At 66.0% G+C, this 16,758-nt stretch carries 21 protein-coding genes and 1 pseudogene; 14 read left to right on the plus strand and 8 right to left on the minus strand.

Features of this window, described 5'->3' with window-relative positions:
* Positions 1 to 9: 9 nt before the first annotated feature.
* The 6 genes from KHC24_RS20775 to KHC24_RS20800 form a co-directional block, all read right to left on the minus strand.
* Entirely contained in the window at positions 10 to 798 is a 789-nt protein-coding gene (locus KHC24_RS20775; RefSeq protein WP_213365271.1) for an amino acid ABC transporter ATP-binding protein, read from the minus strand.
* On the minus strand, positions 798 to 1,454 hold the full coding sequence (locus tag KHC24_RS20780; protein ID WP_213365273.1) for an amino acid ABC transporter permease: 657 nt from the start codon (positions 1,452 to 1,454) through the stop codon (positions 798 to 800). Before KHC24_RS20780 ends, KHC24_RS20775 begins: the two co-directional genes overlap by 1 nt.
* Complete coding sequence (locus KHC24_RS20785) at positions 1,451 to 2,098, minus strand: amino acid ABC transporter permease (RefSeq protein WP_213365275.1); 648 nt, start codon at positions 2,096 to 2,098, stop codon at positions 1,451 to 1,453. Before KHC24_RS20785 ends, KHC24_RS20780 begins: the two co-directional genes overlap by 4 nt.
* A 78-nt stretch (positions 2,099 to 2,176) precedes the next feature.
* A complete protein-coding gene (locus tag KHC24_RS20790; protein ID WP_213365277.1) occupies positions 2,177 to 3,016 on the minus strand; it encodes a transporter substrate-binding domain-containing protein in 840 nt (279 codons plus the stop codon).
* 129 nt (positions 3,017 to 3,145) lie between these two features.
* Positions 3,146 to 4,138, minus strand: coding sequence for a D-2-hydroxyacid dehydrogenase (locus tag KHC24_RS20795; protein ID WP_213365280.1), 993 nt, complete (start codon positions 4,136 to 4,138; stop codon positions 3,146 to 3,148).
* Between the two features lie 209 nt (positions 4,139 to 4,347).
* Positions 4,348 to 5,091 carry a GntR family transcriptional regulator gene (locus KHC24_RS20800; RefSeq protein WP_213365282.1) on the minus strand — a complete coding sequence of 248 codons (744 nt, stop codon included), beginning with the start codon at positions 5,089 to 5,091 and terminating at the stop codon, positions 4,348 to 4,350.
* 179 nt (positions 5,092 to 5,270) lie between these two features.
* Between KHC24_RS20800 and KHC24_RS20805 the strand changes: the two genes are divergently transcribed.
* The 3 genes from KHC24_RS20805 to KHC24_RS20815 are packed head-to-tail and all read left to right on the plus strand — an operon-like array spanning position 5,271 to position 8,311.
* Positions 5,271 to 6,773 (plus strand): amidohydrolase family protein, encoded by a 1,503-nt coding sequence (locus KHC24_RS20805; protein WP_246547366.1) that lies wholly within the window; start codon positions 5,271 to 5,273, stop codon positions 6,771 to 6,773.
* Positions 6,774 to 6,811: 38 nt separating this feature from the next.
* On the plus strand, positions 6,812 to 7,540 hold the full coding sequence (locus KHC24_RS20810; protein ID WP_213365319.1) for a maleate cis-trans isomerase family protein: 729 nt from the start codon (positions 6,812 to 6,814) through the stop codon (positions 7,538 to 7,540).
* 21 nt (positions 7,541 to 7,561) lie between these two features.
* Positions 7,562 to 8,311: an SDR family NAD(P)-dependent oxidoreductase gene (locus KHC24_RS20815; protein ID WP_213365284.1), complete on the plus strand. Its 750-nt coding sequence runs from the start codon at positions 7,562 to 7,564 to the stop codon at positions 8,309 to 8,311.
* Between the two features lie 186 nt (positions 8,312 to 8,497).
* Here KHC24_RS20815 and KHC24_RS20820 read toward each other — a convergent pair whose 3' ends face one another.
* Positions 8,498 to 8,923, minus strand: a complete 426-nt coding sequence (locus tag KHC24_RS20820) for a nuclear transport factor 2 family protein (protein ID WP_213365286.1) — start codon at positions 8,921 to 8,923, stop codon at positions 8,498 to 8,500.
* 219 nt (positions 8,924 to 9,142) lie between these two features.
* Between KHC24_RS20820 and KHC24_RS20825 the strand changes: the two genes are divergently transcribed.
* From KHC24_RS20825 to KHC24_RS20875, 11 genes are all read left to right on the plus strand, one after another.
* Entirely contained in the window at positions 9,143 to 9,652 is a 510-nt protein-coding gene (locus tag KHC24_RS20825; protein ID WP_213365288.1) for a DUF305 domain-containing protein, read from the plus strand.
* Positions 9,653 to 9,662: 10 nt separating this feature from the next.
* Entirely contained in the window at positions 9,663 to 11,120 is a 1,458-nt protein-coding gene (locus KHC24_RS20830) for a YncE family protein (protein WP_213365290.1), read from the plus strand.
* A gap of 76 nt (positions 11,121 to 11,196) precedes the next feature.
* Positions 11,197 to 11,727 carry an RNA polymerase sigma factor gene (locus tag KHC24_RS20835; RefSeq protein ID WP_246547368.1) on the plus strand — a complete coding sequence of 177 codons (531 nt, stop codon included), beginning with the start codon at positions 11,197 to 11,199 and terminating at the stop codon, positions 11,725 to 11,727.
* Positions 11,724 to 12,503 carry an anti-sigma factor family protein gene (locus tag KHC24_RS20840; protein WP_213365292.1) on the plus strand — a complete coding sequence of 260 codons (780 nt, stop codon included), beginning with the start codon at positions 11,724 to 11,726 and terminating at the stop codon, positions 12,501 to 12,503. The genes KHC24_RS20835 and KHC24_RS20840 overlap by 4 nt, the downstream gene beginning before the upstream one ends.
* Positions 12,504 to 12,516: 13 nt before the next feature.
* A complete protein-coding gene (locus KHC24_RS20845) occupies positions 12,517 to 12,984 on the plus strand; it encodes a hypothetical protein (RefSeq protein WP_213365294.1) in 468 nt (155 codons plus the stop codon).
* A 279-nt stretch (positions 12,985 to 13,263) separates the two neighbouring features.
* Positions 13,264 to 13,431, plus strand: coding sequence for a YgaP family membrane protein (locus tag KHC24_RS20850; protein ID WP_213365296.1), 168 nt, complete (start codon positions 13,264 to 13,266; stop codon positions 13,429 to 13,431).
* 28 nt (positions 13,432 to 13,459) lie between these two features.
* A complete protein-coding gene (locus tag KHC24_RS20855) occupies positions 13,460 to 14,341 on the plus strand; it encodes an MBL fold metallo-hydrolase (protein ID WP_213365298.1) in 882 nt (293 codons plus the stop codon).
* A 4-nt stretch (positions 14,342 to 14,345) separates the two neighbouring features.
* Positions 14,346 to 14,690 carry an ArsR/SmtB family transcription factor gene (locus KHC24_RS20860; protein WP_213365300.1) on the plus strand — a complete coding sequence of 115 codons (345 nt, stop codon included), beginning with the start codon at positions 14,346 to 14,348 and terminating at the stop codon, positions 14,688 to 14,690.
* Entirely contained in the window at positions 14,687 to 15,130 is a 444-nt protein-coding gene (locus KHC24_RS20865) for a YeeE/YedE family protein (RefSeq protein WP_213365302.1), read from the plus strand. Before KHC24_RS20860 ends, KHC24_RS20865 begins: the two co-directional genes overlap by 4 nt.
* A gap of 4 nt (positions 15,131 to 15,134) precedes the next feature.
* On the plus strand, positions 15,135 to 15,551 hold the full coding sequence (locus KHC24_RS20870) for a DUF6691 family protein (protein ID WP_213365304.1): 417 nt from the start codon (positions 15,135 to 15,137) through the stop codon (positions 15,549 to 15,551).
* A gap of 152 nt (positions 15,552 to 15,703) precedes the next feature.
* Positions 15,704 to 16,036 carry a hypothetical protein gene (locus tag KHC24_RS20875; RefSeq protein ID WP_213365306.1) on the plus strand — a complete coding sequence of 111 codons (333 nt, stop codon included), beginning with the start codon at positions 15,704 to 15,706 and terminating at the stop codon, positions 16,034 to 16,036.
* A gap of 12 nt (positions 16,037 to 16,048) precedes the next feature.
* Here the strand turns inward: KHC24_RS20875 and KHC24_RS20880 are convergent.
* A pseudogene (locus KHC24_RS20880) lies at positions 16,049 to 16,533 on the minus strand (IS3 family transposase); the annotation flags it as partial.
* Positions 16,534 to 16,758 lie beyond the last annotated feature (225 nt).

Genomic DNA, 16,758 nt, shown 5'->3' on the forward strand with positions numbered 1-16,758 from the left:
CCCGGGCGATCAGGCGCTCACATAGCGCTGCAGGAACTGGCGGGCGCGCTCGGTACGTGGATTGCCGAAGAACTGCTCCGGGTCACCTTGCTCGACGATCCGCCCACCATCCATCAGCACAACCTTGTCGGCCGTCTCACGGGCGAAACCCATCTCGTGGGTGACGACGAGCATGGTGCTGCCCGCCTGCGACAGGCTCTTCATCACCGCGATCACCTCACCTACCAGCTCGGGGTCGAGCGCGGAGGTCGGCTCGTCGAACAGCAGGAGTTCCGGCTTCATCGCCAGCGCGCGGGCGATGCCGACGCGCTGCTTCTGCCCGCCCGACAGCCGGCTGGGGAAAGCATCGCGCTTGTCGGCAAGTCCCACATTCTCCAACAGCGCCTCGGCCTCGGCGATCACCTCGTCGCGCCGCCGCTTCTGCACATGGACCGGCGCCTCGATGATGTTCTGCAATACCGTCAGGTGCGGCCAGAGATTAAAGTGCTGGAACACCGTGCCCATGCGCATGCGCAGCCTGGCGAGCTCGGCGTTGCCCATCGGCACCACGCCGCCCTTGCGCATCCCGATGCGTTCACCACACAGCAGGACGGTGCCCTGGTCGGGCCTCTCCAGCCAGTTCACGCAGCGCAACAGTGTCGACTTGCCCGAGCCGCTCGGTCCCAGCAGGCAAACGGTCTGGCCCCGCGCGACGGTCAGCGAGACGCCGTCGAGTACAACCTTGTCGTCGAAAGTCTTGGTGATGCCGCTGATTTCCAAGACCGAGATGTCATTAGCTTTGACGGCAGTGTCAGTCATCAGCGTCGCCTCTCCGCGATACGTTCGACAGCATAGACCCCTACCTCCACCACCATGCACAGGGCCCAGTACATAAGCACGGCGGTGATGAAGGTCGCGAACGGGATGAAGTATTGCGCCTGGATGCTGTTGGCGGCGTGGGTCAGCTCGGGAACGGCGATGATCGTCAGGAACGCGGTGTCCTTGATGATCTGGATCAGCTGGTTGCCGATCATTGGTCCAGCGGCGAGCATGACCTGTGGCAGGATGATGCGGGAAACGAGACGCCAGCCGTGGAAGCCGAAGGCGACGGCCGCCTCGATGGTCTCGCGCTCCAGCCGGCTCCAGATGCCGCGAATGATCTCGGCCATGTAGGCGGTGTTGTAGACGACGATGGCGACGAGACCGGCCGTCCAGTTGTCGAAGCGCAGCCCCAGCCGCGGCAGGCCGTAATAGACGAGATAGGTCAGCATCAGGAACGGCACGCAGCGCATCAGGTCGACGAAGCCGCGGCTGACGAGGCGCAGCACCGGATTGGACGCCATCAGCGGGATCGCCAGCAGCGCCCCGAGCGCCAGCGCCAGCGCGGCGCCGACGAGGCTGAGCAGGACGGTGTTGATCAAGCCGTCGAGCAGGCGGTCGGCGCTCTGCCAGATGAGGGAGAAGTCGCGCATCATGCCGCGCCTCCCGCATGCCCGTAGACGCGCTCCGTGAAGCGCTGGAGGCCGACGAAGACCAGCACCAGCACGATGTAGATGCCGGTCGCCACCAGCATGGGCGGCAGCGGATCATAGGTCTGCGCGCCGATGCGGATGGCGGCGCGGGTGATCTCCGCCACGCCGATCACGGCGATGGCGGTGCTCGACTTGATGAGCAGCGTCATCTCGTTGACGAGGCTGGGCAGGCAGGTGCGCCAGAGCTGGGGGAAGATGATGCGCCGGAAGGTGAGCGGGCCGCTCATGCCGAAGGTGCGCGCCGCCTCGATCTGATCGCGCGAGAAATTCATCAGCCCGGAGCGCCAGATCTCGCAATTGAACGCCGCGGTGTTGAGGGTAAGCGTCGCCACCGCCGCGCTCAACGCGTCGATCTCGATGCCGATGACCGGCAGCGCGAAGAAGATCAGCAGGCACAGCGTCACCGCCGGCGTCGAGCGCAGCAGGCTGACATAGACGGTGGCGAGCGGCGCCAGCAGCGGCACCCGCTGCCAGCGCAGCAGCGCCAGCGCCAGGCCGAACGGCACGCCCAGTGCGATCCCGGCCAGGGAGACCGAGATCGTCACGCCGGCGCCGTGCAGCAGCGAGAGGAAGGCGTTGAATGTCATGAGCGGCCATCCGCCGACCGCACGAGGCGGTCGGCAAGGGAACATCAGGACCCGAGGAACATCAGGACCCGGGGAACATCAGGGCTCGAAGTGGACCGGCAGATCCGGGAAGGACTGGCCGAACCATTTCTCCTGCAACTTGGCGAGGTTGCCGTTCTTCTTCTGCTCGGCAAGGAAGGCATTGATCAGCTCGACGAGCTCGGTGTTGCCCTTCTTGATCGCCCAGGCCGGGACGGTGCGGCCGGAAACCGCCTGGCCGAGTTCGAAGACCTCCGGCTTGTCCTTCACCAGCGAGCGCAGGTTGATGATGGTGTTCACCACATAGTCGAGGCGCCCGAGGGCGAGATCCTGATAGGCCTCGGGATAGGAACCGTACTGGACCACTTCGCCGAGCTTGCCGCCGGTCTTGTCGAGCATGACCTGGAGCTCGGGCAGCTTGTCGAGCTGGGCGCTGCCGGTCTGCACGCCGACCTTCTTGCCGGTGAGGTCCTTGATCTCCTTGATCGAGCTATCGTCCTTGCGCTTGACGTAGAAATGCGTCGCGTCGGCGATCGGCGTGGTGAAGGCGAGCGTTTCCATGCGCGGCTTGGTGATGATCACCGCGGTCAGCGCCATGTCGTACTTGCCGCTGGCGACGCCGGCGAGAATGCCGGACCACGGAATGATCTCCTGGCGGATCTCGAAGGGGACGAACTTGCGCAACTCGACCAGCAGTTCGTTGTCGAAGCCGGTCGGCTTGCCGTCCTCGAGGAACTCGAACGGCTTGTAGTCGTCCTCGGTGGCCACGACCATGTAGCCGCGGGCCTTGATCTCCTCCAGCGTGGCGGCGCGGGCGGGCGTGCCGATCACCGTTCCGGCGGCCGTCAGCGCCAGCGCCGCGAGCACCCATCGACGAGCCAGAAGCTTGAAACCTGTCATCCGTATATCCTCCAGCGGGCGGGGTTGGACAGGGCCGCCTGCGTCAGTTGAAATGAATGCAAGAGGTGTGCCTTGTCCCCAAACGGAAGACGCTGAATTAAATTCAGAGCGCCTCCCGAGGGCGGTCCGTCAATACTGACGGGCCGGATTGACCTTGTTCAGCAACGGCTTGCCGGCGATGAGGCGCTCGACGTTGCGCAGCACGAGATCGAGCGTCTTCGGCGTGTAGCGCTCGGTATCGTCGGACGAGCAATGCGGCGTCATGATCAGGTTGGGCGTCTGCCAGAGCGGCGAGGAGGCCGGCAGCGGTTCGGGATCGAAGACGTCGAGCACGGCGCTCAGCCGCCCCGCCTCCAGCTCGGCGCGCAGCGAGTCATAGTCGACGAGATTGGCGCGGCTGTAGTTCACCAGCCCCGCGCCGTCCTTCATCAAGCCGAGTTCCGGCGCGCCGATGAGGTGGGTGGTCTCGTCGGTGTGCGGCGCGGTCACCAGCACGAAATCCGCCCGCGGCAGCAAGGCGTGCAGCGCGTCGGGCGTATGCATCTCGTGAACGTGCGGATGGCGCCGGCCGCTGCGGCGGATGCCGACCACGTGAAGGCCGAAGCGCTTGGCCCAGCGCGCCGCACCGGCACCGATATGGCCGACACCGATGATCAGTACGGCCTTGCCGACGATGGAGGAGGAAAACACCTGCTGCCAGCGCGCGGCGCGCTGGTGGGTGGCGCTTTCCGGCAGGCGGTTGTTGAGCATCAGCAGCGCCATGACCGTGTATTCGTCGGCCTTTTCGGCGTGGATGCCGCGACTATTGGTCAGCGCGGCGCGCTTGGGCAGCCAGTCGAGCGGCAGCAGATGATTGATGCCGGCGCCATGGGCGTGGACCCAGCGCAGCCGGGGCGCCTCCCCGCGTGCGATCAGGTCGCGATCGAATTGCCAGCCGAACAGGATGTCGGCCGTCTGCATGGCGCGCGCGAACTCCGCCCCGTCCGTCCCGATGGTGATGTTCAGCCGCTCCCGCAGGTCCGGGCGCTTCGCCAGCGCCGCCTCGACGCGCTCGGGCGTCGCCTGGAAGACGGGGCCGAGCGCGGATCGGTTGTCGATATGCAGATGCAGGGGCGGAGACATGGGCTGAGACATGGGCTGAGACATGGGCTGAGACATGGATCGTCCTTCGCGCGGGCAACGGGCGCTCGCGTCACCGAATTCGGGGGCATGCCCCAAGAGCAGGGCGATGCAGGCGGGAAGCCACGGACGGACGCGACCGGCGCGCCGCCGCTGGGCCCTGCCCTTCTCAGCAAGGAGGATGCCAGCGCCGTCCGATCCGGCGCGCTGGATCAGCCGCGCAGCTTGTCGAGCACGGCCTGAGCGGTGCGGGAATTGTGCTCCCTCAACCGTTTGGAGAGTTCGGCGCCGTCGCGCTGGCGCAGCGCTTCCATGATCCAGGAGTGCTCGCGCGCGGACTCGCTCCAGCGGTTCTGGTCGTCGTTCACCAAATAGCGGGCGCGCTGCAGCTTGCCGAACAGCTGATTATAGGTGGCGGATAGCACCGCATTGCCGCTGAGCGCGATCATCGACTGGTGGAAGGCGACGTTGAGCTCGAAATAGCTGTTGCGATCGGTCGCGTCGCGCTTGCTGCTCATCTCGTCCTTGATGCGCTCGAGCCTTGCGATATCGACATTCGAGACCCGATCGCAGACCAGCGGACCGGCCATTTCCTCCAGAGTCCCGAGCACGGCGAAGGTTTCCGATATCTCCTCGATGGAAATGGGAGACACCGAGCTGCCCCGATGCGGGCGCATCTCCACCAGCCCCTCGGACGCCAGGATCTTCAAGGCTTCGCGCAGCGGCGTGCGCGAGACGCCGAACTTCTCGACCAGTTTCTGCTCGGTAAACCTCTCACCCGGCACGAGTTCGCAGCGGATGATCATCTGCCGCAGCTGATCAACGACATCATCATGGAGCGGAGAGCGTTCGGAAGCGCTGCCCTGTCCCGGATCCCGGCGGTTCAGAAGCGTGGTCATCGACGAAGTTACCTCTGAATGGGAAGGGCTGCTCGAATCTCTGGCAGGAAAATACATGCTACCATTGTTTCGTCTACCACTCCCACCATTTGCCTCCATACTATTGATTTTGCGTGCATGATTTTTGAACAAAATTCAATATCATGCATATGAATTCAACATACATAGATTGCATTCAATATTGACAGGTTCGACGCCTCGGGGCTAAGCCTCTTGGGGACAGCAGGTGGCCGCGATTGAACCCGTTTCTCATCCAGAACTGCCGGATTCTCGGGGATAGCGGCGCCGGTGAGCCTGCCGACCTCGCCGTGGAAGCCGGGCGCATCGCCGCCATCGGCCCGGCCGGCAGCCTGGATCCCGGCCACTATGGCGGCAATCGGCTGGACGGCGCCGGCAGGCTGCTCGCGCCCGGCATGATCAACGGCCACGTCCATTCGCACGAGCATTTCCAGAAGGGGCGCTTCCGCAATCTGCCGCTGGAACTCTGGATGAATTTCGTGCGCCCGCCGCAGCCCATCCCGCTCACCGCGCGGCAGGTCTATCTGCGCACGCTGATCGGCGCCATCGAGACGTTGCGGTCGGGCGCCACCACCCTCGTCGACGACCTCAATCTCGGGGCGGCTCTCGACCGCGAGCATCTGGCGGCGGTTCACCAGGCTTACGAGGATATCGGCATCCGCGCCCTCGTCGGGCTCAGCATGATGGACAGGCCATTCTTCGAGGCGCTGCCCTTCGTGCAGGAGGAGTTCGAGCCCGATCTGCTGGACGAGTTGCACGCCGCGCCGCGCGCCTCGGGCGAGGACCTGCTCGCGCTGGCCGAGCAACTGGCGACCGAGCGGCATCCGACACGTTCCCGCGTCGGCTTCGTCGTTTCGCCCTCGGCGCCGCAGCGCTGCTCGGAGGCTTTCCTGCGGCGCTGCCGCGCTCTCGCCGACCGCCACGACCTGCCGCTGATCATCCATGTGCAGGAGACCCGGCTGCAGGTGGTCACCGCGCTGCGGGAGCACGGCTGCACCTATGTCGACTATCTCGACCGCATCGGTCTGCTGCGGCCGAAGACGACGCTGATCCACTGCGTGTGGCTGACCCCGCGCGATATCGAACTGATCGCGCGCAGCGGCGCCACCGTCCAGCACAATCCGTGGAGCAATCTGCGCCTCGGCTCCGGCATCGCTCCCCTGCGCGCCCTCCTCGATGCCGGCGTCAATGTCAGCGTCGCCACCGACGGCTGTGCCTCCACCGATACCGCCAACATGCTCAACTCGGTCGGACTGGCCACCGCACTGCACAGCTTGCGCGGCGAGGAGCCCGAGGACTGGGTCGGTGCCGAGGAGGCCTGGCGGGCGGCGACACACGGCGGGGCTGTCGCGCTCGGCCGCGGCGATGACCTCGGGACTGTCAAGGTCGGTGCCACGGCCGACTTCGTGATGTACCGTCTCGACGGCGTCGGCTTCACACCGGCCAACGACCTGCTCCGGCAACTGGTTCACGCCGAGCGCGGACAATCCATCGACACGGTCGTGGTCGACGGCTCCATCGTCATGCACGGCGGAAGACTGACCCGCATCGACGAGCCCGCATTGCTCGCCGAGGCGCGGGAGGAGTTCCGCTCGCTCGCGCCATTCTACGACCGTGCCGAGGCCGAGGTGGCCCGCATGGTGCCCGCCCTCCGGCGCATCCGGGCGCGCTGCGCCTGTCATCCGATCGATGCTTCGACCTACTCAGCGAGACTGTCGTGACAACATCCCATCCCCAGAGCACCGTCGCACGGCTCGGCATGCTGACCCCGTCATCGAACACGGTGCTGGAGCCGCTGACCTCGGCCATGCTCGCCGACCTCGACAATGCAAGCGCGCATTTCTCACGCTTTCGCGTCACCGAGATCGGCCTGTCGCCCGCCGCTCTCGGCCAGTTCGCACCCGAGGGCATTCTCGCCGCCGCCGATCTGCTGGCCGACGCCAAGGTCGACGTCATCGGCTGGAACGGCACCTCCGCCGCCTGGCTCGGCTTCGAGCGCGACGAGGCGCTGTGCGCGGCGATCCGTCGGCGGACCGGAATCGAAGCCTGCACGGCGGTGCTCGCCTTCCGCGACCTGTTCCGCCTCGGTGGCTTTCGCCGCATCGGGCTGGTCACGCCATACAGTGCCGACGTGCAGGAACGCATCCAGGCGAATTGGGGGGCGGCCGGCTTTGCCGTCACGGCGGAGCGCCATCTCGGCCTCAGCGACAATTTCGCCTTTGGCGAGGTCGACGAAGACGAGATCGCCCGCATGGCGCGCGAAGTGGCGCGGGAAGGCTGCGATGCCGTCGCCATCGTCTGCACCAATCTCAAGGGCTCGGCGATCGCGCCGACGCTGGAGCGCGAGCTTGGTATCGCCGTTCTGGACTCTATTTCGGTCACTTTGTGGAAGTGTCTCGTTCTGGCGGGACGGAACCCCGTGGGGCTGAGCCGCTGGGGCGGGCCCTTCGCCCTGGAGCCGGCAACGATTGGCGGCGCGGCGCCGTGATGCGCCTTGGAGTGTGGATCGATGGGACGGCTTGAGGGAAAGCTCGCGCTGGTGACGGGCGCCGGACGCCGCGAGAGCATCGGCCGGGCAATCGCCATCTGCCTCGCGGAGGAAGGCGCCGATGTCGCCGTCGCCGACTTCAACCGGCCGGAGGAAACCCTTGAGGCGGTCGGCGAGATCGAGCGGCTGGGCCGGCGCGCCTTTCCGGTGGCGGGAGACGTCTCGGAGGTCGCCGAATGCCGGCGCCTCATGGAAGAGGCGGTGGGCGCGCTGGGGGGCCTCGACCTTCTGGTGAACAATGCCGGCTATTCACGTCACAAGCCGCTGCTCGACATCACCGAGGCGGATTATGACGAGATGCTGGATCTGAATCTGCGCGGCCCGTTCTTCCTCACGCAGGCGGCGATTCCCCATCTCCGGGCGCGCGGCGGCGGGCGCATCGTCAACATCGCCTCCGAGCAGGCCTATATCGGCGACGCGCATCTGCCGCATTATGCGGCGGCCAAGGCGGGGGTGATCGCGATGTCGAAGTCGCTTGCTCTGGCGCTGGCCCCCGAGATCACCGTCAATTGTGTAGCGCCGGGGCCGACGGCCACCGGCCGCTTCCGCGCCGGCCCGGAATATACGGATGCGGTGCGCGAGAAGATCCCGCTCAAGCGCTGGGGTCATCCGCGCGATGTCGGCCGCTCGGTGGTGTTCCTCGCCTCCGCCGATGGCGATGCCTTCACCGGTCAGATACTCGATCCCAACTGCGGCACCGTGATGCCCTGAGTGGGATGGTGGTCCAGGAGAGGCGGTGCATCGAAGGTTTGCAATGCCCGTTTTGTCCTAACCTTCGCGTCGATGCGGCGAGCAGCAAGCCGAGTATGAGTCGGCGGGTCCCGCCCCGACAAACGACGTCTCGATCGTTGAGTTCCCGTGAGGCGGCATCCTGGCCGGCCCCACGGGATTGATTGCTCAGTAGGTTGCGGCGGGATTGACCTGCCAGATCTCATCGACCAGCTTGCCGTCGCGATAGAGCAGCACGTAGCGCACCTTGACGGTGTTCTTGCCGGCGAAAGTAGCCTCGACGGTCACGGTTCCGCCCTTTGGATTGGCCGCCTCGGCGGCCGTGGCGATGGTCGCCTTCTGGGCGCCCTGGGCGGCGAAGAATTTCGACCAGACCTCCTTGATCTTGCCCGGCTGGCTGTAGGTGCCGTCGAGCGGGCCGCCGACCCAGTGCAATGTCGCAGCGGGGCCGTAAGCGGCGGTGACAGTGGCGAGGTCGCCGCCGGCAATGGCGTCGACGCGCGACTTGGCGAGGTCCTCAGTGGGTCCTGCCAGCGCGGCCGAGCCGGAAGCGGTGACGAGGGCGAGGGTGGCGGCGAGGATTGAAAGGCGCATGTGCGTGTATCTCCAGATGTGGCCTGCACACGGGAGACTCGCGCCACACCGATTTATTCCGCCCCGCAGGGCTTAGTTCCCCGAATTTCTCCCAGCCCGGCTTGGGCGTCGGACGGGCCAATGTGAAGGGCTGGAGAAAATTCGTGCCGGGCCGGAATAATCGCGAGGGCCCGGAGTCCAACCTTCCGAAGGCGCCATCGCGCCGGAAGGAAAAAGCCCATGCGACAACGACACCTGTCCCATGTCGGCGCGCTGCTCGCGCTCTGCCTGGCCGGCAGCGCGGCCGAGGCGCACGACCACGGCCATGGCACCGATGTGGCTTCCGCCACCCGCGACGAAGCGCCGTTTCTCGCCGAGAACACCGCCGCCATGGACAAGATGATGGCGGAGATGGAGGTGAAGCCGACCGGCGATATCGACGCCGACTTCACGGCGATGATGATCCCGCACCATCAGGGCGCGATCGACATGGCGGTTGCCTATCTGCGCTACGGCACCAACCCGCAACTGCGGCGCCTCGCGCAGGAGATCGTGGTCGAGCAGCAGCAGGAGATCGCCGCGATGCGCCTCGCGCTCGGCCAGAAGCTGCCGCCTTCCGCGCCGGCGCCGACCGAGCCGGAGGCAGGCCCCGTCCACGCCCATTCCGCCATGCCCGACCTTGCCACACCCCACAGCACGATGTCCGCCGGCAACATGACGATGCCAGCCATGTCGATGCCGACGAAGTAGGAACCGACCGATGAACAATCCTTTCCTGACCGGCGTGCTCGCGGGCGCCATGCTGTCCTGTGCGGTGCCCGCATTCGCCGGACAAGCACCGTTCGCCGCCTCCGCCCCCGACATTCCGCTGAGCGGCCGCGACCGCGTCTATGCCGCCGAGCAGTTCTCCAACACCATCTCCGTCACCGATCCCGCCACCAACAGGCTGGTCGGGGTCATCCGGCTGGGCGAGCCGCAGCCGGTGAATTTCAGCCCGCTCTACAAGGGGCAGGTGCTGGTGCACGGCATGGGCTTCTCGCCGGATCGCAAGACCATTGCCGTGGTGTCGATCGGCTCGAACTCCATCACCTTCATCGACACCGCGACCAATATGGTAAAGCACACCACCTATGTCGGCCGCTCGCCGCACGAGGCGTTCTTCACGCCGGATGGCAAGGAAGTCTGGGTCACGGTGCGCGGCGAGGACTACATCGCCGTGCTGGACGGGGCGACCTATGAGGAGAAGACCCGCATCAAGGTGCCGAACGGCCCGGGTATGCAGATCTTCTCGCCCGACGGCAAATACGGCTATGTCTGCTCCTCCTTCATGCCGGAGACCGTGGTGATCTCGGTCGCCGACCATATGATCGTCGGCCATGTGAAGCAGGAAAGCCCGTTCTGCCCGAACATCGCCGTGACGCCCGACGGCAAGCAGGTCTGGTTCACGTTGAAGGACATCGGCAAGACGCAGGTGTTCAACGCGCAGCCGCCTTTCGACGTCATCAAGACGCTCGACACCGGCCCGATCACCAATCACGTCAACTTCGCCCACAACGCCAACGGCACCTTCGCCTATGTGACGGTCGGCGGGCTCAACGAGATCAAGGTGTTCCGCACCGACGACTTCTCGCAGCTGGCGACGATTCCGGTCGGCAAGTTGCCACACGGCATCTGGCCGTCGGGCGACGGCTCGCGGGTCTATGTCGGGCTGGAGAACGCCGATGCGCTCGCCGCCATCGACACGCTGAGCAACAAGGTGATCGCCACCATCCCGATCGGTCAGGCGCCGCAGGCGGTGAACTACGTCCCCGGCGCAGTGGCGGAGGGCGACGGGACGCAGAACCTGCAGCCGCTTGGTGTCGCCGGGCAGGCGGCCCATCTCAGCCTCGCCAGCGACGGGAAGGCGAAAGACAAGGCTCCGACCAGCGTCTCGCTGTTCGATCAGGGGCTGATCCAGATCCTGCAGGCCTCGGTCACCGGGCTGGCGCCGAAGAAGCCCTATGTGCTCGCGCTGGCCAGTCAGCCGGACGGCAAGGGCGCACTGGAGCCGCTCTCCGCCTTCATGACCAATCCGGCCGGGTCGGCCATCGTCAACGCCGCCGGTCCGATCCGCCAGATCGTGCAGAACGACGCGAAGGCGCAGCGGCGTTATCTTGTCATCGCCGAGGGCTCGACCGCGCGGCTCGGTGCCGTGGTGCAGCGCCAGACGCTCGACTGACAGGCATCCCGCGCGGGATGAAGGCGGACCGTCTCGCAACGGCGAGCGGCCCGCCTTCTCTCGATAAGGAGACGGCATGGACCAGGAGATGGTACGCTTCATCGAGCCGCTCATCCCTGCGCTTAGGCGCTATGCGCGCGCCCTGATGCGCGAGCGGGCGGCGGCGGACGATCTGGTGCAGGACTGCCTGGAGCGGGCCATCAGCCGCTGGCACCAGCGGCGCCATGAGAGCGATGCGCGGGCATGGATCTTTGCTATCCTGCACAATCTCGCCATGACTCGGCTGCGCCGCTCGGCGCAGCGGCCGGTTCATGTCGCCCTTGACGATGCCGATGCTGCGAACCTGTCACTCGCCGCGCCGCAGGAGGATGGGCTGCGCCACCGCGAATTGCTCGCGGCGCTGGCACGGTTGCCGGACGAGCAGCGTACCGTGCTGCTGCTGGTCACGGTCGAGGAACTCTCCTATGCCGAAACCGCGCGGGTGCTCGACGTGCCGATCGGTACCGTGATGTCGCGGCTTTCGCGCGCCCGCGAACGGCTTGCCGGGCTGATGTGCGCCGAACCGCGCGCGACCCTCTCGCCGCCCTATCTCCGGAGCGTGAAATGAGTTCTCGCCCTATCACCGAAGACGACCTCAACGGTCTCCTGGACCGCACGCTCGATCCCGCGCGTCATGCGGAGGTGATTGCCTATCTCGACGCTCACCCGGATGTTGCGCAGCGCATCGCCCTCCATAGTGAGCAGGCCGACATGCTGCGCGCGGCTTTCGCGCCGGTGATCGACGAGCCGGTGCCGACGGAACTCGATCTTTCGCGCATGATCGAGGCGCGGCACCGTCCTCGGCGGGCGCCGCGCTGGGCGATGGCGGCCGCTGCGGTGCTGCTGTTGTCCGTGGGTGCCGCCGGAGGCTGGTCGCTGCGCGGCATGACGCCTCCGACCTCCGAAGGGGCCCAGGCGCTCGCTCGCGAGGCCGCCGCGAGCTATGCGACCTATGCGCCCGACCAGGTGCGGCCGGTCGAGATCCGTGCGAGCGATCGCGACGTGCTCGCAGCCTGGACCACCAAGCGTATCGGCCGTCCGATCGGCATTCCGGACCTGACGGCGGCGGGCTATCGGCTCATGGGCGGGCGCGTGGTGCCGACCGAGCACGGTCCGGCCGCCCTGTTCATGTATGATGACGACCGCGGAACGCGGCTCGTAATGCTGGCGCGTCCGATGCGCAGCGAGCGCGACGTGCCGATGGTGCCGCATGCAGACGGCGATCTTAACGGCCTCGCCTGGGCAGACCGCGGACTAGGCTACAGCCTCGTCGGCGCGATAGCGCCCGACCGGCTGCACCCGCTGGCGGACGAGATGCGCCGCCAGATCCGCAGCGAAGCCTGAGCGGGAGAGGACGATGCTTTCCGCCTATCTGAAAGCGCTGCTGGCGGGCTTGGTCGCGCTGGCGGTCAATTTCCTCCTGCTGGGCCTGGCCGACCGGTTCGGCGTCGTCACCGCGCGCGGCGGCTTCCAGCGGCTGGTGAAACTGTGGACCGGGCCGGCGTTGCACCGGCTGGGCGTCGATCGCGCTTGGGCCACGCTGCATTTCCCCAATCCGAACGGCCCGCTCTTCACCAACGGCTTCAAGGTCGCCGTGGGGCTTGGCATGGCCTTGATCTATGTGCGGATCAAAGCGCTCCTGCCGGGAGCCGCGTTCGAGAAAGGGCTCGTCTATGCGCTGCTGGTCTGGCTGATCAACGCCGGCATCGTATTGCCCGCTCTCGGTCAGGGCCTCGCCGGCATCAAGACGCTGAGCGCGATCGGAATCGTCGCCTTCGCCATTGCCCACACCGCTTGCTTCATGGTGCTCGCAGGGCTGGTCTAGGCAGCGCAGAAATCCAGAAGTCCCGCTGCGGCCGTCACGAGTAGGCGTCCCGGGAAGGCCGTTCCTCCGGATGCATCCAGATGATGCACCAGGACGTGGTCGACTTCTATGACCGGCGGCTGAGATGGCCCGGCGATCCTGGTTTCGTCCTAAGGATTGATAATTGCAAAATATCGATTGCGTTTTATCGTAAATAATATTATCCCTGTGTGACGGGGGCAGAGCTGCCACACAAGGGTAAGATCATGACCCACAATGTCGGCCTTGCGGATCGCGCGCATGCGCATCGTCATCGGCCTATTTTCGCTAATTTTCCTTCTCGAAGGGAGTTTGCGCTGGATCGGCTTGATTGGGGCTCTACCACTTGTCACGGCTCTGCTGAGCAATTGCCCGCCCTATTCCATCCCCGGCCTCTCCACCTGCCCGCTCAAGCGCGCGCACAGATAGGCATCCGCGCCAGGGAAGGTAGCCTGCCATGACACAGAAGCCCGAAGTTACCGGTTTCTTCGATCCGCGAACCTGGTCGATCCAATATGTGGTCGCTGACCCGGCGACAAGGCGCTGCGCCATTATCGATCCGGTCTACGACTTCGATGAGAAATCCGGCCAGACCGCCGCGATCAATGCGGGCCGTCTGCTCGATTTCATCCGGACCAGGAACTACGAGGTCGAGTGGATCCTCGACACCCACCCCCATGCCGACCATTTCTCTGCGGCGCACTATCTCAAACAGCAGACCGGCGCTCCGACCGCGATCGGCGAGCGAGTAAAGGACGTGCAGACGCTCTGGAAGGGCTTTTACAATTGGCCGGACTTCCCGGCCGACGGCTCGCAATGGGATCGTCTGTTCACCGATGGCGACAGCTTCAAAGTCGGCTCAATCGACGCGAAGGTGATGTTCTCGCCCGGCCACACGCTCGCCTCCGTCACCTATGTGATCGGCGACGCCGCCTTCGTGCACGACACGCTATTCATGCCGGACAGTGGCACGGCACGGGCGGACTTTCCCGGCGGCAGCGCAAAAGCGCTGTGGAAGTCGATCCAGACCATCCTTGCGCTGCCCGACGAGACCCGCATCTTCACCGGGCACGACTACCAGCCGGACGGGCGCGAGCCGATGTGGGAATCCACCGTGGCCGAGCAGAAGACGAAGAACATCCACATGGCGCGCTGCAGAACCGAAGAGGTGTTCGTCGCCATTCGCGAAGCGCGCGACAGAAGCCTCGCCATGCCGAAGCTGATCCTGCAGTCCTTGCAGGTCAACACCAATGGCGGGCGGCTCCCGGTGCCGGAATCGAACGGGGTCCGCTATCTCAAGATCCCGCTCGACCTTCTCAAGGGAGCCCCCTGGAGCTGAGACGATGACCGAGAAGCTCTCCGGCGACGTCGCCGACATGAAGGCCCGGGTGGGCGACGCCTCGGCCTTCCTCAAGAAGCTGTCGAACCCCGACCGGCTGCTCGTCGCCTGCGCCCTCGTCGATGGCGAGCGCTCGGTGCGCGAGCTGGAGGATATGCTCGGAATCCGCCAGCCCGGCCTGTCGCAGCAACTCGCGGGGCTGCGCGAGGCAGGGCTGATCGTCGGCCGCAAGGAGGGCAAGCAGGTGTTCTACCGGCTCGCCGATCCGCGGGTGGAAACCTTCATCGCCACCATGCACGCCCTGTTCTGCGCGCCCGGCGCGACGGTGGGGACGGAGCCGCGGCCATGACCGAGTTCACTCCCGTCGCCTCGCTGATCGGCGGCGCCCTGATCGGGCTGAGCGCCGTGCTGATGATGCTGCTGGAAGGCCGCATCGCCGGCATCAGCGGCATTGCCGGCCACCTGCTGCCGCCCTATCGCGACGGCGGCTTCGGCGGGCGGCTCGCCTTCATCATCGGGCTCGTCGCCGCGCCTTTCCTCGTCGCGGCCGTGACCGGCGCGCCGGTGGTGCAGACCGTCTCCTCCAACGCCGCGCTGATGGCGGCCGCAGGGGTGCTGGTCGGCTTCGGTTCGGTATGGGGCGGGGGCTGCACCTCCGGGCATGGGGTGTGCGGGATCGCTCGCCTCTCGCCGCGCTCCTTCGTCGCCACCGGCGTGTTCATGGCGACCGGTTTCATCACGGTATTCATCGTCCGCCATGTGTTCGCACGCCATGTGATTGGAGGCTGACGCCATGTCGCTGCTCGTCAATCTCGGCCTCGGCCTGCTGTTCGGCGTCGGCCTGGTGATCTCCGGCATGAGCGACCCCGCCAAGGTACTGAACTTCCTCGATCTGTTCGGCAGCTTCGACCCCTCGCTGGCCTTCGTGATGGGCGGGGCGGTGGTGGTGGCGTTTTTCGGCTTCCGCCTCGCCTGGGCGCGCCCGGCGCCGCTGCTCGCGCCACGCTTTCAGGTGCCGAAGCGCACCGACATCGACGTGCGCCTCATTATCGGGCCGGCTCTGTTCGGCATAGGCTGGGGCCTCGGGGGGTTCTGTCCGGGACCGGCTTTCACAGCGCTCGGCCTGCTCGCCCCCGGCACGCTGGTTTTCGTACCGGCCATGCTCGTAGGAATGGGGGCAGCCCGGATGCTGGCGGAACGGACGGACTGAGAATCCAACGCGGCTCGGCCCTCGCCGAAGACCGATCGCGCAAGTGCCGGCGCATTCGCCGACGCACGTCTCTCTCTCGGCATTGGCGGCCATCGCAGCTCTGGCGCACCCTCAGAGAGCAATGCGGAGACGCTACGGAACAGCATATCGTCATGCCGACGAAAATAAGCGTTGCGAACGCCGTCGTGAACTGGCCGGATCGCCGGCGAGGCGCCGCGCGCATTCCATCCGACAAGGCAGCCGAGCGCGCCACCACCAATGAACGCGAAAGCCACCTTCTCGCGATTCCATTCCGTACCCAGCTCGCCCGGATTGCTGCGCCTTCAAAGCATCAGCACACCGCCCGCCAGCATGAGAAGGCGAAGAGCAGCTTCCCGCCACCCACCAGCTTGCCGACGCTCGAGCCGGCAAGCGCGCCGACCAGGCTAGCCGCAGCGTACATACCGTCGCAGTGGCCTGCTGCCGGTTCTGTGGACACGAGGTGAAGCTGATTTAGCTCGTTCCTCGAACTCGACGGGGCTCGGATAGCCTATGCCTGTGCCGGCGATTGTAGAAGCGCGCAACGTAGTCGAACATGTCCGCTCTCGCGTCGTCCTTCGTCCTATAGATCTTGCGCGCCGTGCGTTTGATCTCGAGCAACGAGAAGAAGCTTTCCATCGCAGCATTGTCCCAGACGTTTCCCGACCGCTTCATCGAACAGGTGATGCCATGATCGGCCATCAGGCGCTGGAGCGGCTCGCTGGCGTGTCGGCGGCCCCTATCGGAGTGATGCATCAGGACGTCCGTCCGGCTTGCCGCCGCGCCCGGTGGCCATAAGGAGGCATCGGTGACGAGCTGCGCGGTCTCTCGGCCTTCATCCACCAGCCGACGACACGCCGGGAGAATAGATCGACGACGGCGGCAACGTAGAGCCAGTCCCCGCAGTCCAGATGTAGGTGAAGTCCGCCACCCATTTCTGGTTTGGAGCCCCGACCTCGAACCGCGAGGGTCGGGGCGAGAACCGGGTGCACGCACCGTTCAACCGCACGGCATGGCCGACCGATAGATCAGAAAATCGAAGAAGCGGAGTGGAGGGGCCGCCGCGCCGTGGCTGCGGGACGCATGTCATGGTCAGCCAAGCCGGTGTCGGGCAGCAATTTCCGCCGTGAGTTCGGGGACGATCTGGAACAGGTCGCCGACGAGCCCATAGTCGGCAACCTGGAAGATC

The organism is Ancylobacter defluvii (genome assembly GCF_018390605.1).
In the GTDB taxonomy this organism is placed as follows: Bacteria; Pseudomonadota; Alphaproteobacteria; order Rhizobiales; family Xanthobacteraceae; genus Ancylobacter; species Ancylobacter defluvii.